This window comes from Alteromonas sp. NFXS44, assembly GCF_040148705.1.
Taxonomy (GTDB): Bacteria; Pseudomonadota; Gammaproteobacteria; order Enterobacterales; family Alteromonadaceae; genus Alteromonas.
Window position 1 is genome coordinate 81,895 of sequence record NZ_JAGDEA010000012.1, and the last position, 15,972, is coordinate 97,866.

Genomic DNA, 15,972 nt, shown 5'->3' on the forward strand with positions numbered 1-15,972 from the left:
TCAGCGCTCCAAAATGGGAACGCGGGTAACTGCTGAATAATTCCCGCGGTTAATCAGTACAAGGTGACTGTCAGTGACTTCAACTTCATGATTACTCTGGTAAAAACGTTTTGACAAAGCATCTCTGTGACGACGTTGCTCTTTAACCAGCAGATAGCATACCGGCTGCACCACACAACCGCTGAAGAAAGCAATAAACTCCAGCGTAAACAACCATACCGGTGATACGGGCGAGACAAACAGTGAAAAACACAGCATACAAAGGCTGATCACCACCACCACCAGCCAGATTGACATCATACGTTTAGCCCGTTGCAGGGCTTTCTCTGCCGCACAGAACTGCCGTAAACGGTTCTGCCATAAGTTCTCCAGTTGATAAACCGTGTTATCACCGAAGTGTTCAGTGCCGGAAAAACTCTCAGACTCACTGCTAAAAGCTTCGCCTTCACTGACCTGCAGCGGAAAATTATCAAACGACATTACACAAGGCTCCCGGAAATGTAGCGCCTTCCCGGATAACCGGAAAACCTGCTGATTTCTTAGATCATAGTTTAAAGCCGTGCCCTGGCAGGATAAATTCAACTTATGGCTGATACTTATATGAAGTTATAACACCAGAAAAATGGATTCAATGATGCGCTAAAATTTTAAGTAGAATTCACGACATAAGCGGCGAAATTCTGACGTGTACTCTCCGTTACCGTCCCGAATCGCCAGTTGCTTACTATCTAAGCAATTTCTTTGCCGTTTAAAACGCCAGGCGATCAGATAAGGCTGCTTATCAACCTCTGCACTGACGTACAGCCTTTGACTGGCGTACAGTCCGGCCTTTTCTGCAGTTTCAGTAATCAATGTTTCCCGGGAGGCAGGATATACGCAGTAGAAGATGCCGTCGTCAGTCAATTGACGGGAAACAACATCAAAAAGTGTAGCGGGCGACAAGCTGTCGTCAATTCTGGCGGTTGCCCGTTCTGTGGTCAGCGTTGTGTATGCCCGGGAGCCCCCGGACACTGATTCAAAGTAAGGCGGGTTCGTTATAATCACATCAAAACGGCCAGAGAATGCAAGGGAAGTGATGTCACCGGTTAACGCCTTTAACTGAGTTGACCAGGGGGATGCGGCAAAATTCTGTGCAGCCTGTGCGGCTGCCGGCCCGTCAATATCCACCGCCGTTATTTGTGCAGCAGAACTGGCCTTTTGCGCCATCATCAGAGCAAGTATGCCGCTGCCCGTGCCAATATCCAGCACCCGCTTTGCATTGCCGGGCTGCGCCCAGCTTCCCAGCAACATACTGTCAGTATTTACTTTCATGGCGCAGTTATCCTGGACCACCTCGAACTGCTTACAGCGAAATCCCCTTCCCATTACTGGCTGTCAAACTCCTGCAGAGTAATCATTTTATGGGCAACTTCCGTGGCAGACACAGGGCGGTATTTCTTCAGTGGCCCGGCCATAAACACACCCAGAGCAGGTGCTATCATTTGCCCGAAAGCTTCCAGCGGACGGCTTTCATTTCGCTCTCCCAGCAGTAATGAAGGTCTGACCGCGGATGCGTTTGGTAGTTGGGGCATCCGCATTAACGCATCTTCCAGTTCTCCTTTTACGCGCAGGTAAAAGTTACTGCTTTTCGCGTCTGCTCCCACTGAGGATATCCACACAAAACTGTCGGCGCGCTGCGCCCTGGTGAGCTGCGCGGCAACGTGGATATACTCGAAATCGACTTTACGGAAAGCCGCCTTTGAACCGGCCTGTTTAAGGGTTGTGCCTAAACAACAATAAACATGGTTAACACTGAAATAGCCCTGATAATCCTGTAACTGCTCAAAATCGATAACCAGCGGTGTCAGCTTACCCAGAGGATCGCTGAACAAGCTAGCAGGCACAGGTCGCCGGACCAGGATAGTAATAGAATCATATCTGGGATCGAGCAATAGCTGGCGAACTAACGCCTTTCCCACCAATCCTGTCGCACCCAGCACTAAAGCGGTTTTATTGCTATTCACCTTGTGTCATCCTTTAAATATCCGACAGACTTATATAACTAACGATTGCCAAAGATAATAATGAAAAAAACGTTACTACTCGGAGCCCTTATGCTCAGTTCACTCGTTCACGCCAAAGATCTATCCATCGAACGTATATTTGAATCACCGTCACTGGACGGAAACGCCCCGCGGAATTTGCAGGTCTCCCCTGACGGACAACGGGTAACCTTCCTGCGCGGAAAGCAGGAAGATTATGATCAGCTGGATTTGTGGGAATACCACATCCAGTCCGGCGAAACCCGCATGTTATTCGACTCAGCCACCCTTGCACAAGGCGACGGTGAACTGTCTGACGAAGAAAAGGCCCGCCGTGAACGTATGCGCTTATCCGGCAGCGGTATTGTCAGCTACCAGTGGTCAGCCGACGGCAAAGCCTTACTGTTTCCTTTAGGTGGTGACGTGTTTTATCACGAACTGGGAAAAGCAGGCGCCAGACAACTGCTTGATACGGACGCATTTGAAACAGATATCACTTTGTCTCCGAAAGGCAATTTCATTGCTTACATCCGTGATCAGAACCTTTATGTGAAAAACATTGCCAGTGGCAAAGAAACGGCGATTACCCGGGGCGGTGGCGGCAACATCAAATATGGTATGGCCGAGTTTGTTGCACAGGAAGAGATGGGTCGTATGACCGGTTACTGGTGGTCACCCGATGAAAAATACATTGCTTTTACCCGTGTAGATGAAAAGCCGGTAGACATTATTACCCGCTCTGAAATTTATGCGGACAGCATAAAAATGATTGAGCAGAAGTATCCCGCCGCCGGCACCCCGAATGTGGAAGTGACGCTGGCAATTCAGGAAATTGGCAGCGGTGCCCGTCAATGGGTGGATTTGGGCAAAGATAAAAATGTTTATCTGGCCCGCGGAGCCTGGATGCCATCCTCCGGCGTTTTCACCTATCAATGGCAAAACCGTACCCAGCAGGCGCTGGAGTTACGCGCTTATGATCTGAACAGTAAAAAACAGACTGTACTGATTAAAGAAAACAGTAATACCTGGGTTAATCTGAACGATGATTTGACCTTCCTGCCAAAGCGCAATCAGTTCATCTGGGCATCAGAGCGCGACGGCTACAAACATCTTTACCTGTATAACAATGATGGTTCTCTGGTAAAGCAGCTAACTAAAGGCAAATGGGTCGTGGATGAGCTTGAAGCCATCGATCCTGAAACGGGCAACATTTACTTTACCGGCAGGAAAGACACGCCTCTTGAGCGTCACTTATACAGTGTTTCAATTGATGATGGTGACATTCAGCGTATCTCAGAGAAAGACGGCTACCACAGCATCACTTTCTCTTCCGACGCCTCGATTTATGTAGACAGCATGTCAACGGTGAATCACCCTGCTCAGGTGAGTCTGCACAAAGCCCGTGGCGAACAAATTACCTGGCTTGAAGAGAATGCTGTAGACGAAAATCATCCTCTCAGTGCCTACATGGACAGCTGGACAAAACCTGAATTCGGCACCATTACCACTGACGATGGCGCAGAGCTTTACTATCGTCTGTACAAGCCGGAAAACCCGGAAAAGAAACACCCCGTAATTGTTTATCTTTACGGCGGCCCTCATGCACAGGTTGTGACTAACAGCTGGGGCGGAAACCGCGGCCTGCTGATGCAATATTGGGTAGATCAGGGTTATGTGGTGTTCAGCATCGACAACCGTGGTTCAAACTATCGCGGCAAAGCGTTTGAAGATCCTATTTTCAAGAAAATGGGAACGGTAGAAGTGGACGACCAGGTGGCGGGTGTGAAATTCCTGCGCACACTGCCGTATGTGGATGCTGACCGCATTGGTGTTCATGGTCACAGCTATGGCGGCTACATGACACTGATGTCGATGTTCAAAGCCGGTGACTACTTTGCTGCCGGTGTCTCCGGTGCGCCTGTCACCGACTGGCGTTTGTACGACACGCATTACACTGAACGCTACATGGGCAATCCGAAAACTGATGATGATGCTTACACAGCCTCCAGCGTCTTTCCTTACGCGAAAGACTTAAAAGGCGATTTGCTGATTTACCACGGTATGGCAGACGACAACGTACTGTTTACCCACAGCACTAAACTGTACAAGCATCTTCAGGATATGGCGATCCCATTTGAAACCATGGATTACCCGGGTAAGAAACACAGTATCCGCGGCAAAGAAACCGGTATTCACCTGTACAAGACCATCACCAACTTCTTTAACCGTAATCTGCAACCATCGAAAGCGGATTAAACAAAAAACGGGCTGCAATTGCAGCCCGTTTTGATTTCCATGCAGTCCGGATTTAACCGAACATCTGATTAGACAGTGCGTTCTGTACGCCCTGTGCGGCATTTTTGCCCAGCTCAATTTCAACTGGCGCATCCTGACCCGACACCCAGATTTTCAGTTCAGAATCCGTATCGAAGTGTCCCGCCGTTTCCACTACAAACTGGGTAATGGATTTGTAGGGAATTGAATGGTAATTCACTTTGCGGCCTGTCAGTCCTTGCTTATCAATGAGGATCATACGCCCTGAAGTGAAGACGATTAAATCTCTGACAAGTTTGTAAGCACTTACAACAGATTCACCTGCGCCCAGTACCGGTGCTAATTCTTCAGCCACAGCCTGCGCATCAGTTTCACTGGCATTACCTAACAACGCATCAAACAATCCCATGGGTTCTCCTTAAAATGACGTTTATGCCCGAAGCAGATTAACATTATCACGGGTATGCAGACGATTCATCAATGGTAGTGGTTTACCCAGAGCAAAACCCTGACCGTAATCGACGTTCAGTTCCCGTAATGCATCACAGGTAGCCTGATCAGTGACGAACTCAGCGATGGTTTTCTTGCCCATACTTTGCGCGATAGCACTGATCGCTTTCACCGTTTCATGATCGATACTGTCTCTGGCCATATTTTTCACGAAAGAGCCGTCAATTTTCACAAAATCGACTTCCAGATTTTTCAGATAGGTAAACGATGACATCCCTGCACCGAAATCATCCAGTGCAAACAGGCAACCTTTACTGCGTAAAGTCTCAATGAAATGTCTGGCTGCATTAATATTGGTTACTGCGGCAGTTTCCGTTATTTCAAAGCAGATTTTGTGTGCAGGCACTGTTGAGCGCATTACCCTGTCGACGATACCCGCGAGCCTCGACGGGTCGCCCAATGTCAGGCCGGACAAATTAATTGCCACTTTACCCAGTCTTTCCAGATGAGCAGGATGTGCTTCCAGTACCGACAAGGTGCGGTCAACCACCCAGCCGTCAACCTGATTCATCAGGCCATGTCTTTCAGCCAGCGGAATGAACAATGCGGGACTAATCAGCCCGCCATTGCCATCCGGCAGCCTGAGCAATATTTCGTAGTGTTCCAGCGCCTGCTCTGCTTTGTGCATTGGCACTATGGACTGACTGTGCAATTCAAACAGCCCGTGCTGGATTGCCCGTTGCAGTGCATGTAACACACTGCTTTCTTTATTCAGCCCGCTTCCGCAGCCATCAGGCTGATGCACCACATAGCGGTTGCGGCCCTGATATTTTGCCTGATAGCAGGCGTTGTCAGCCGCCTGGATCAGTTCTGCTGCTGAACCGCTGTTTTGATCTATAGAAATAACGCCGATACTGGCGCCTACATAGAAAAGCCGGTCTTCATAGATGAAACGGTATTCAGACACGGCTCTGATAATTTCATCAAGCTTTGCCGTAACTGCTTTCAGCGTTTGATTGGAAAAAATAATGCAGAACTCATCACCGCCAATGCGTGCCAGCAATTCATTTTCAGTAAGATGGCGGGCAAAAATACCGGCGACTTCTTTCAGTAAACGGTCGCCGGCGGGATGACCGCAGCTGTCGTTCACCAGTTTAAATCTGTCCATGTCGATAAAACACATCACACCGGTTTGCTCTCCCCGTTTAACGCTTTCAAGCAACACGTGCAGTTCGTTGTCAAAAGCATACCGGTTCACCAGTCCTGTGAGCTGATCATGACTGGCCTGAAACACCACCTCTTCCTGCAGAGCCTGCTCTTTTGTCACGTCCCTGGCAATCCCTTCCACGGCAATGAGTTTGCCGTTGTCGTCACACACCGGTGTGTCGGTGAATTCAATGACAAAAATCTCTCCGTCTTTTCCCTGATAATGAACAAGATACGGTTCAGGCTTAACCCCCTTTGCGATAGCATCTGTAACAGCGTGAATATTATCCGGTACGCGGTAAGTCAGACTGGCAGACTGTTCACAAAACTCGTCTGCACTCAATCCGGTGATGACGCTGAGTCCGGCACTGACAAAAACAAACCGGTGATCAGGTGTTCTGGTGTACACGAAGTGACGCTGCATGTTGTCCAATAAACGCCGGTAACGCTCCTCGCTTTTCTTTAAATCAATTTGTGCACGGAACCGCTCTGATACATCCCGCATGGTCAACGCCAGGGTTTCTCCCGCCTTCACCATCTGAATTTTCAGCCATCCTGCCGCCGTTGCATCTGTATCGACTTTTACGTAGGTCTCGTAAGGCACTCCCGAGTCTGACACTTCCTTTGCTGCGGTTGTCAGTTCCGGATGACCAAGAAATGCCATCAGGTAGTGCAGTGTGTGTGGCAATTGCCGGTTTTTCAAAGAGGGAAACAGTTCATAGCTAACGGTATTGGCTTCAAGCAGTACAAAGCCACCGGACGCGGGCTGGTAAATCATAAGTGCATCCAGACCGGCTTCGCTGGCTATCTGATAGCGTTTCTGGCTGACAGATAACCTGACTGCACCTTTTAACTGTTTATGGAAAATCCAGCTGACCAGCAAGGACATCAGCACACCCGCCGCGCCCAGCAACCATCCGGCGTCGAACCTGGCGGGCCGGCTCTGTATCTGCAGTGACCAGTTGCGGCCCAGAAAAGCAATATTGCCGGTTTCGACAATTGAACCGTCATCAGCAAAGTCACCGGCTTCCAGTAAGTGTGCATCGATATCGCGGATCATGAAATTAAACTGAGGCCCCACCAGCTCCCCGACCATGGCGTCGAGAATTTCACTGACATCGAAGGTGGCTACCAGGTAGCCCAGTTCAGGCTCCTGCGTACTGATGGCGCGGGCGTATACTAAGAAATAATGGCCACTTGTCTGCGACCGCACCAGCATACTCTGAAAATCATCAGACAGGTGCAGTGAAGGAAGCCTTAGCGGCGATTCTTTCCTTTCAGGCTTTGCAAAGCCGGTAGCTTCTGCCCCCTGCCCTTCCGGAATAGTCATCCAGCGGATCTTTCCGCTTCTGTCTGTCACCGACAATGATGTATAGCCGTGCTGAATATTCATCAGCGACACAGCCTGAACGTTGAACCAGTCAATTTCATTGGGAGAGAAAGCAGGCCAGGTTTGCATCAGGCTAATCATTGCCTGACGACGTTCTGCAGAAAACAGCTCCAGGCTGTTTTTCAGCTGACTGGCCAGTGAGGTGGCCTTGGATATACGTGACTGGCGTTCATCGTTTATGAGGTAAAAGCCTGCCGCCACGAACAGGAGACTCAATAACAAAAAGAGCATGAACGGGAGCAGGTAAACCCTGCTTTTCTTTCTTTCTGGCATCACATCACTACCCGGCTATGTTGAAACCGGGAAAAATACTACAAAAGTATGAAGTTTTTATTAAGTCGCAGCATCACAGAAACAGTGATAGTGTAGAAGGTTAAAATAGCGAAGACTATCAAGGAACAAAAGTGACAGATATCCGCCTTCCCACCTTTGATGACGTGCATGCGGCGTCATTACGACTTAAGGGAAAAGTAAGCCGCACGCCTCTGCTGGAATCCTCATTATTAAACCGCTGGCTGGGTCAGCGTATTTTGTTTAAGGCAGAATGCCTGCAAACTACCGGCGCATTTAAAATGCGCGGTGCAACAAACTTTATCAGCAAACTGGCAGAGCAAAATGCTCTCCCTTCACGCATTGTGGCAAACAGTTCAGGTAACCATGCCCAGGCTGTGGCTTATGCTGCTGCACAACAAAATATTCCGGCAACGATTTACTCCACTGAAAATATCTCTGCGGTAAAAGCCGCTGCGACTAAAAGCTATGGCGCGACGCTGGCTTTGTACCCCACCCGGCCTGAAGCCGATGCAGCGGTGGCCGAAGCAGCAAAAGAAGAAGGAACAGTATGGATCCCGCCCTTTGATCATCCGGATATTATCGCCGGTCAGGGCACAGCATGTATGGAAGCGCTGGAAGATGCCGGTAAAGTGGATGCCGTATTTGCGCCTTGCGGCGGCGGTGGCCTTATCAGCGGCACTTTGCTTGCTGCCAGAGCCCTGCAACCGGATGCTAAAGTCATCGGCGCGGAACCTCAGGCAGCCAACGATGCATCACGTTCTCTGCAAAGCGGTATTATTGAATCACTTCCGGGGCCGGCAAACACGCTGGCAGACGGTGCGGCCACACCTTCAGTTGGCTTGCATACCTTCCCGCTTTTACAGCAACTGGATGACTTTTACGAAGTTGATGAAATCCAGATTGCCTACTGGACCCAATGGTTACAACATTTGCTGAAACTGCATGTAGAACCCACCAGTGCCATGAGCATGGCAGCGGTAACTTCATGGGCACTGGAAGCGCCAAAAGGCCAGACCGCCCTGGTAATACTTACCGGCGGTAATATCAGCCAGCAGAGCATGCAAAAAATCTGGGCGACAGACTATTTACTTCAGCCACCTAACTTAACTGAACAGGAGCAGAACTAAGCCATGTCATTGTTTAAACGTTCATTACGGTGGAGTGCCGCCGTATTGCTTACTGCCTCATTTAACTCCCTCGCCGGTACGACATTAATCAATAATATCAGCGGCTACACCCTGAATAAGAAAGGCGAGCTGATCGCCTTTTCTTCTGTGCTGATAGAAAACGGCAAAGTGAAAAAGCTTGATCCGGAGTCTCCCCGCGCCGATGCAGTTGTAGATGGCCATAACAATGTCTTACTGCCCGGTCTTATTGATGCCCACGGTCATCTGCTTGGCCTTGGCAGCAGTTTACTGGAAGTGGATGTCCGTGAGAGTAAAAGTGCGCAGGATGCGGCAAAGCTGGCTGCTGCCTACGCATTTGCCAATCCGGAACAGCACTGGATCACTGGCAGTGGCTGGAATCAGGAAATGTGGCCGGATCGCAGCTTCCCGGACGCAGGCATTCTGGATAAAGCGATCCCGCGTCGCCCGGTGTGGCTGACCAGAGTTGATGCCCATGCAGGCTGGGCCAATTCAGCCGCATTAAAACTGGCCGGTATTACCCGTGATACGCCAGACCCGGTGGGCGGAAAAATTATGCGTGATGCCGGTGGTAATCCCTCTGGCGTGCTGATTGATAATGCCATGGGACTGATGGAAAAAGTGATGCCAGCCCCGGGCGCAGAACTTTACCATCAGCAGTTAAACGCCGCCGGTCAGCATTTGCTGTCCGTGGGTGTTACCGCCATGCATGATGCCGGTGTACCTCATCAGGTTTACGATTTTTATCTGGCCCGTGCAGCAGAACAATCGTTGCCGGTACGTATTTACGCCATGGTCAGTGCTACAGACAAAGACCTGGACGTCATGCTGGATAACGGACCGGTTCGCAGCAGTGACGATTTTCTGTTTATCCGCAGCGTAAAAGCTTATGGTGACGGCGCACTTGGAAGCCGTGGTGCGGCTTTGCTGGCTCCCTATACCGACGATCCGCATCAGACAGGTTTACTGCTTACCCAGCCTGAAGAAATGGCTCCCCTGTTCAGTAAAGTCATGAACGCCGGATTTCAACTTAACTTTCACGCCATTGGCGACCGCGCAAACCGTATGGCGCTGGATCAATTTGAAAAGGAAATGAAAAAACATCCTGATGCTGACTTCAGAAACCGTATTGAACATGCTCAGGTGATTCATCCCGACGATCTGCCGCGGTTTGCGAAGCTGGGTGTACTGCCTTCCATGCAGCCCACCCACGCTACCAGCGATAAGAACATGGCAGAAGACCGCCTCGGAAAGGAGCGCATGGCCGGAGCATATGCGTGGAAGACTTTGCTGGATTCAGGGATCCCCATTCCGCTGGGTTCAGACTTTCCTGTAGAGCTGGCCAATCCGTTTTACGGTATTCATGCTGCCGTTACCCGTCAGGACAGAAACAACCACCCGGTAAAGGGCTGGTATGCCCATGAAGCGATGACCGTTCAGCAGGCTTTCAGAGGCTTTACGCTGGATGCTGCCTACGCAGCACATATGGAAGACAGTCTGGGTACGCTGACCCCGGGGAAATGGGCTGACTTTATTCTTGTGGATCAGGACATCTTCGATGTGGATCCGAAAGATATCTGGCGCACCCGGGTGCTGCAGACCTGGACAGCGGGAATTAAGGTATTTGATGCTGAGCGCAACCAGTAACGGAAAACAGCGGATACAAGTAATTTGAAAGGGGCGCTTTGCGCCCCTTTTGTGATTTTATTCTACCGGATGATTAATCCCGGTCCTGCTCTTCAATATGTCTGAAGCGGGGAACCGTTTCTCCGTTCACTTCCACCTGCTCAGTGAACATAGTCAGCGGACGGACCCAAAGCCTTTTTTCACCATAATCCGGCCGGTACACCACCAGTTCCGATTCATCTTCCGAGTGTTTAGCCACACCGATGACAGTATAAAAGTTGCCTTTGTAATGTTGATACGTTCCTGGCACAACCGACTTTGACATATTATTCATCCTCCAGTGGCAATAGCAGCTGCTCTGCCGGCAAACCGCCGGCTAATCCAATGTGAATGCCCACCAGCCTGACACCCCGGCCTCTGGCCCGCTGCCACGCTTCATCCAGCAATTCATAAAAAAATGCTTCTTCGATATCGTGATGACGGTGCTCAACGGTGGTTTGCTGGAAGTCCTGAAACTTGAGCTTCACGCCCTGAGATTTTATCAGACATTTCCGCTCACCGGTCTTTTTTATATGCCCTTCAATGCGTTGCTGCATCTTCTCCCACAGTACAGGCAACACCGCCTTGCATTCACCAATAGTATGCAGATCGCTGCTGAAGGTACGTTCCACTCCGATTGATTTTCTTACCCGGCTGACATTAACATCCCGCTCATCCACACCGTGAGCACGGTTCCACAGCACTGAACCGAATTTTCCCAACTCCTTCTGCAGACGTTCAAAGGGATATTGCCGGACATCATTACAGGTATTCAGGCCCAGACGCTGCAACTTCTGCTGAGTGACTTTGCCCACGCCGGGAATTTTTGCCAGCGACATATTTCTGACAAACGCATCCAGCTTATCCGGTGTGATCACACATAACCCGTCCGGTTTATTTTCGTCACTGGCTACCTTAGCCACGAATTTGCATGATGCCACACCAGCCGAGGCAGTCAGATTCAGTTCTTCTTTAATTCGCCGGCGGATATCCTGTGCAATGAGTGTGGCACTGCCGTTAAACAAAGTGGTGTGAGTGACATCCAGATAGGCCTCATCCAGTGATAAAGGCTCGATGAGATCGGTATAGTCATTGAAAATTTCACGGATACGCTGACTCTCGCGGACGTACATATCCATTCTGCCGGGTACAAGAATAAGCTCAGGGCATAAACGCTTTGCGTATGCTGTTGCCATGGCAGAGCGCACACCAAATTTTCTTGCCGGATAGTTACACGTTGATATCACGCCACGGCGATCGGCGCTGCCGCCAATCGCTATGGGCTTATTGATCAATGACGGATTGTCGCGCATTTCAACTGCAGCGTAAAAGCAATCCATATCAACGTGAATAATCTTTCGCACTCTGCCACCACACTGTATATATGAACAGCATTTTAGCGGATTATGTCAACTATGCCAGTGCAAAGTTCAACACTGAATAAAAGGTCAAAATATTGCAAAAAGTTAATACAACAGGATTGTAAAACCTTATTGAAAAGATAAACTGGTAATAAGCGTAAAATTTAACCATTCATCAGGGAGGATGTTATGGCTGCTTTTTTACCCGCCTTTGAAAAAATGATTGATAACGAAGGGGGCTATACACTTCATCGTGTGGAGGGTGATCGCGGTGGTGCTACCTACGCCGGTATAGCCCGCAATTTTCATCCTGACTGGGAAGGCTGGCCACTACTTGATGCCGGCGTACCCGACAGTCAACTGATGCCTCATGTCGCAGCGTTCTACCAACAGCACTTTTGGGAACGGATCCGCGGCGACTTTATTGATTCTCAACGTGTAGCTGAAACCCTCTTTGATTTTGCCGTTAATGCCGGCCTGTCTGCAGCATCGAAACTGGCCCAGGAAGTTGCTGATGTGTATGTTGACGGGATCATCGGTACAAAATCCTTAAAGGCCATCAACAACATGCCACCGGAAGTATTTCTGCATGGCTATGCACTCAAGAAAGTCGCCCGTTATGCGGAAATTGTTAATCATAATCCCTCGCAAGCCAGGTTCCTTCTTGGCTGGATAAACCGGACGCTGAAAGGTATTGCATAGCAAACCTTTCCGGCTCCGCCCCCAGACACGCTATCGTCCCTTTTTCCTGATTACATCTTTACACAAAATTTAAGTTGGATTTGGGGATAAATTTGTTTTTATTTATCTTTTTCTTAACTTAAATTTTAGTCAGTTTTTGTTTCTCCGCTGCCCGTCATGCCTGGCTGGCACACCAATACCCTCATTTTTTATACGTATTAATTACTATTCATAGTTATGCGGCTATATGCGTAACTCACAATAGACTTAAGTAGTATGGATTTCGAGCTGCAGAAAAAAGCAGCGTTTACAACGTTTGTGCATAGCCGGTTTATTTCTCCTGAATGACAAACTGACGGAACAGTTTTTGTCATCACTAAAGCAGATAAACCGATGTGTACAGACCCGGTAAAAATCCCCCGTAGTAACACGCCACAGAGCGGGAGGGGATAACAACAAGACAGGAAAAAAATAATGTCCATATTACGCACATTACCATCCAAATCGTTACTCGCTACATCGTTAAGTTTAATCACATTAACCGCTACTGCAGCGTCTGCCGGCAACGGGCCGGTCAGTGTTACCCCTGAACCACTTACCTTTGAGCAGTTAAAGAACCTGCGCCAGGATCTGCGTTTACAGGAAAGCAATGAACGCTACATTGTCACCTTTAAAAATGGTAAAGGCGCAGTGGCGGGCAAAGGCAGCATTAATGCCAGTGATAAGGCGATGGATGTAGCATCAGTGAAATCTGCCATACAACAGGCAGGTGGCAAGACACTTAAAGTGATGGAACGCCATGGCATGGCTGTCGTCACATTAAATAAGAAAGCACTCAACGACCTGCGCAAGAATAAGGACGTTGATATCGCCCCTGATCCGGTGCGGGAGTTAATGGCCCAGTCCACGCCATATGGCTACACCATGGTACAGGCGAATCAGCTGATCCAGTCTGATACCAGCGCCCGCAAAGTCTGTATTATTGATACCGGCTATAATCTGGGTCATCCGGATTTACCGGGTACCAATGACGGGGTAACCGGAATTGGCAATAACAGTGCAGTGGGCAACTGGTATAACGATGGTAACGGCCACGGAACGCATGTTGCCGGTACGATTGCCGCCTATGACAATTCAGAGGGTGTGATCGGTGTCTATCCCGGTGCCAGCCTGCATATTGTGAAAATATTCAACGACAACGGTGACTGGACTTACGCCTCTGACATCATCACTGCTATCGACCAGTGTCAGGATGCCGGCGCTGATGTGGTTAACATGAGTTTAGGGGGTTCAGGCTCGTCTTCGGCAGAAGCGTCTGCCATGCAGGGTTTCACAGACGATAACATGCTGCTGGTCGCCGCAGCCGGTAACGCCGGCAACAGTTCATTGTCTTACCCTGCCTCCTACGATGCCGTAGTATCTGTTGCAGCAGTTGATTCCGGTAAAAACCGCGCCAGCTATTCACAGTACAACTCGAAGGTGGAAATTGCCGGCCCCGGCAGTTCAGTCTACTCCACCTATCCGGACAGCACCTACGCCACCCTGAGCGGCACATCTATGGCCACGCCACACGTCGCCGGTGCGGCGGCCCTGGTGTGGAGCTTCCATCCCCAGTGCAGCGCCACGCAGATTAGAAACGCGTTAAATGCCACAGCAGAAGATCGTGGCAGTTCAGGCAGAGATAATCAGTACGGTTACGGTATTGTCCGTGTAGCGGAGGCGAACAGCTACCTGAATAACAACGGTTGTGATGGCAGCGGTAACGGCGGTGGAGACCCGACCGATCCGGGTGTGGAACCGGTATCAGGACAATTAACAGGATTATCAGGTTCACGGTCATCCTGGGATCGCTACACCTGGGATATCCCGGCTGGCGTTTCCACGATGACAATTCAAATCTCCGGCGGCAGTGGTGATGCCGATCTGTATGTGAGATACGGCAGCCAGCCTTCCACATCGGCCTATGATTGTCGTCCTTACAAGAACGGCAACAGTGAGGTATGCACGTTTACTGCACCGGCTGACGGCACCTGGCATATCGGCCTCAGAGCTTACAGCACTTACAGTAACGTAACGTTAAGTTACAGCTACGAGTAGAAACAAAAATGGCCGGACATTCGTCCGGCCATTTTCATCATCACAGAGTGTATGCTGATAAACCTGAGTATTTACAGGATCTGGTTATCCTTCCACTCAGCAATTTTTTTCTGTCTGGCTTCTTCACGTTCCAGGCGCATCTTCTTACGATCACACGGCTCAGGACAATCACAGGCTTTCTCAATACCCAGTGCGCCTAAACCGCCGCAACTACCGGAAATGGACTTCTTCTGGATCAGATAACCCACAGCCATTGCCAGTACCATGGCAAGAAAAAACACAAACGCGAGGATAAATGTAGACATCATCGTCTCCTAATTCTTAACTTCAACCATAGTATCAAACTCAGGAGATGCATACTCCTCAAAGCCATCTGCTGTGCGACGAATTAAGAAAACGGCAAGATGTTCTTTCTCCGCCAGCGCTTTAGCTTCATCCCACCCCATCACATTGAACGCAGTGGCAAGGCCATCAGCAGTCATAGATGACGGGTCCACCACCGTTACCGATACCAGATTATGAGTAATGGGTTTACCGGTTCGGGGATCAATCAGATGAGAATAACGCTTACCGTCCATTTCATAGTAATTGCGGTAATCCCCTGATGTGGCAATGGCATTCGTACCAATAGAGACAATTTTCTGCACCGAGCGTTCCGTTGAGACCGGCTTCTCAATGGCTATTAACCATTCCTCACCATTCCCCCGCTCGCCTTTAACACGCATCTCACCGCCTATTTCCACCAGATAGTTGTGCAGATCATTTTCTTCCATAATCGCAGCAACCTGATCTACACCGTAGCCTTTGGCAATAGTCGACAGGTCGACATAAACCATTGGATGCGTCTTCTTCAGGCCCTGTTCTGAAATACTGATTTTATCCAGCCCGACATACTCACGGACCTCGGAAATTTGCTCTTCAGATGGCACCTTTTCAGGACGTTTGTTCGGACCAAATCCCCACAAATTCACCAGCGGCCCCACAGTTACGTCCAGCACGTTATGACTCAGCTTGCCGAGCCTGATAGCTTCAGTCACCACCAGTGAAGTTTCATCACTTAACGGAAATGGCGTGGTGTAACGATTCTGGTTAAAACGGGATAATTCTGATGTGGGGTCATAGGTCGACATCAGTTTATTAATTTCCACTAACCGGGCATCAATAGCCTCTTGCAGACCATCAACCTGACCACGATCATCCACTACATACTTAACATTGTATGTGGTGCCCATGGTATTTCCGTGTAAATGCACAACCTGTTTGGCTTCCTCACCACAGGCACTAAGAAAGAGTACAACGAAAGCAAGTACACTAAAACGCAGATACTGATTAATCACTTCTTATCCTTATCTATTAAAAAAGGGGGCGATGCCCCCTTTTTTAATTAT

14 protein-coding genes are annotated in these 15,972 nt (G+C 49.4%); 5 read left to right on the plus strand and 9 right to left on the minus strand.

The window, feature by feature from the left end:
- From J3369_RS17530 to J3369_RS17540, 3 genes are all read right to left on the minus strand, one after another.
- Nucleotides 1-480 (minus strand): hypothetical protein, encoded by a 480-nt coding sequence (locus tag J3369_RS17530; RefSeq protein ID WP_349589366.1) that lies wholly within the window; start codon nucleotides 478-480, stop codon nucleotides 1-3.
- 159 nt (nucleotides 481-639) lie between these two features.
- A complete protein-coding gene (locus J3369_RS17535) occupies nucleotides 640-1,311 on the minus strand; it encodes a tRNA1(Val) (adenine(37)-N6)-methyltransferase (RefSeq protein WP_349589368.1) in 672 nt (223 codons plus the stop codon).
- Between the two features lie 53 nt (nucleotides 1,312-1,364).
- The gene (locus J3369_RS17540) at nucleotides 1,365-2,003 is read right to left on the minus strand and encodes an NAD(P)H-binding protein (protein WP_349589370.1); all 639 of its coding nucleotides are present in this window, start codon (nucleotides 2,001-2,003) and stop codon (nucleotides 1,365-1,367) included.
- A gap of 60 nt (nucleotides 2,004-2,063) precedes the next feature.
- On the opposite strand from J3369_RS17540, the gene J3369_RS17545 reads away from it, so the two are divergent.
- Nucleotides 2,064-4,277 (plus strand): S9 family peptidase, encoded by a 2,214-nt coding sequence (locus J3369_RS17545; RefSeq protein ID WP_349589373.1) that lies wholly within the window; start codon nucleotides 2,064-2,066, stop codon nucleotides 4,275-4,277.
- Between the two features lie 52 nt (nucleotides 4,278-4,329).
- Here the strand turns inward: J3369_RS17545 and J3369_RS17550 are convergent, their stop codons facing one another.
- Complete coding sequence (locus J3369_RS17550; protein ID WP_349589375.1) at nucleotides 4,330-4,704, minus strand: PH domain-containing protein; 375 nt, start codon at nucleotides 4,702-4,704, stop codon at nucleotides 4,330-4,332.
- A gap of 21 nt (nucleotides 4,705-4,725) precedes the next feature.
- Nucleotides 4,726-7,614, minus strand: a complete 2,889-nt coding sequence (locus tag J3369_RS17555) for a putative bifunctional diguanylate cyclase/phosphodiesterase (RefSeq protein ID WP_349589377.1) — start codon at nucleotides 7,612-7,614, stop codon at nucleotides 4,726-4,728.
- A 140-nt stretch (nucleotides 7,615-7,754) separates the two neighbouring features.
- Here J3369_RS17555 and J3369_RS17560 point away from each other — a divergent pair, with 140 nt between their 5' ends.
- Together J3369_RS17560 and J3369_RS17565 are read left to right on the plus strand one after the other, a co-directional pair.
- Entirely contained in the window at nucleotides 7,755-8,762 is a 1,008-nt protein-coding gene (locus tag J3369_RS17560; RefSeq protein WP_303574936.1) for a serine/threonine dehydratase, read from the plus strand.
- A gap of 3 nt (nucleotides 8,763-8,765) precedes the next feature.
- On the plus strand, nucleotides 8,766-10,427 hold the full coding sequence (locus J3369_RS17565; RefSeq protein WP_349589380.1) for an amidohydrolase: 1,662 nt from the start codon (nucleotides 8,766-8,768) through the stop codon (nucleotides 10,425-10,427).
- Between the two features lie 73 nt (nucleotides 10,428-10,500).
- Here J3369_RS17565 and J3369_RS17570 read toward each other — a convergent pair whose 3' ends face one another.
- Entirely contained in the window at nucleotides 10,501-10,731 is a 231-nt protein-coding gene (locus J3369_RS17570) for a DUF1653 domain-containing protein (RefSeq protein ID WP_303574887.1), read from the minus strand.
- 1 nt (nucleotide 10,732) lies between these two features.
- Nucleotides 10,733-11,809, minus strand: a complete 1,077-nt coding sequence (dinB, locus tag J3369_RS17575) for a DNA polymerase IV (RefSeq protein WP_303574888.1) — start codon at nucleotides 11,807-11,809, stop codon at nucleotides 10,733-10,735.
- Nucleotides 11,810-11,995: 186 nt separating this feature from the next.
- Between dinB and J3369_RS17580 the strand changes: the two genes are divergently transcribed.
- Nucleotides 11,996-12,508 carry a glycoside hydrolase family 108 protein gene (locus J3369_RS17580; protein WP_303574889.1) on the plus strand — a complete coding sequence of 171 codons (513 nt, stop codon included), beginning with the start codon at nucleotides 11,996-11,998 and terminating at the stop codon, nucleotides 12,506-12,508.
- Nucleotides 12,509-12,961: 453 nt separating this feature from the next.
- Nucleotides 12,962-14,584 (plus strand): S8 family serine peptidase, encoded by a 1,623-nt coding sequence (locus J3369_RS17585; protein WP_349589385.1) that lies wholly within the window; start codon nucleotides 12,962-12,964, stop codon nucleotides 14,582-14,584.
- Between the two features lie 71 nt (nucleotides 14,585-14,655).
- Here J3369_RS17585 and nqrM read toward each other — a convergent pair whose 3' ends face one another.
- Both nqrM and J3369_RS17595 read right to left on the minus strand, forming a co-directional pair.
- On the minus strand, nucleotides 14,656-14,889 hold the full coding sequence (gene nqrM / locus J3369_RS17590) for a (Na+)-NQR maturation NqrM (protein WP_119502567.1): 234 nt from the start codon (nucleotides 14,887-14,889) through the stop codon (nucleotides 14,656-14,658).
- A gap of 9 nt (nucleotides 14,890-14,898) precedes the next feature.
- Nucleotides 14,899-15,918, minus strand: a complete 1,020-nt coding sequence (locus J3369_RS17595) for an FAD:protein FMN transferase (RefSeq protein WP_502877489.1) — start codon at nucleotides 15,916-15,918, stop codon at nucleotides 14,899-14,901.
- Between the last annotated feature and the right edge of the window lie 54 nt (nucleotides 15,919-15,972).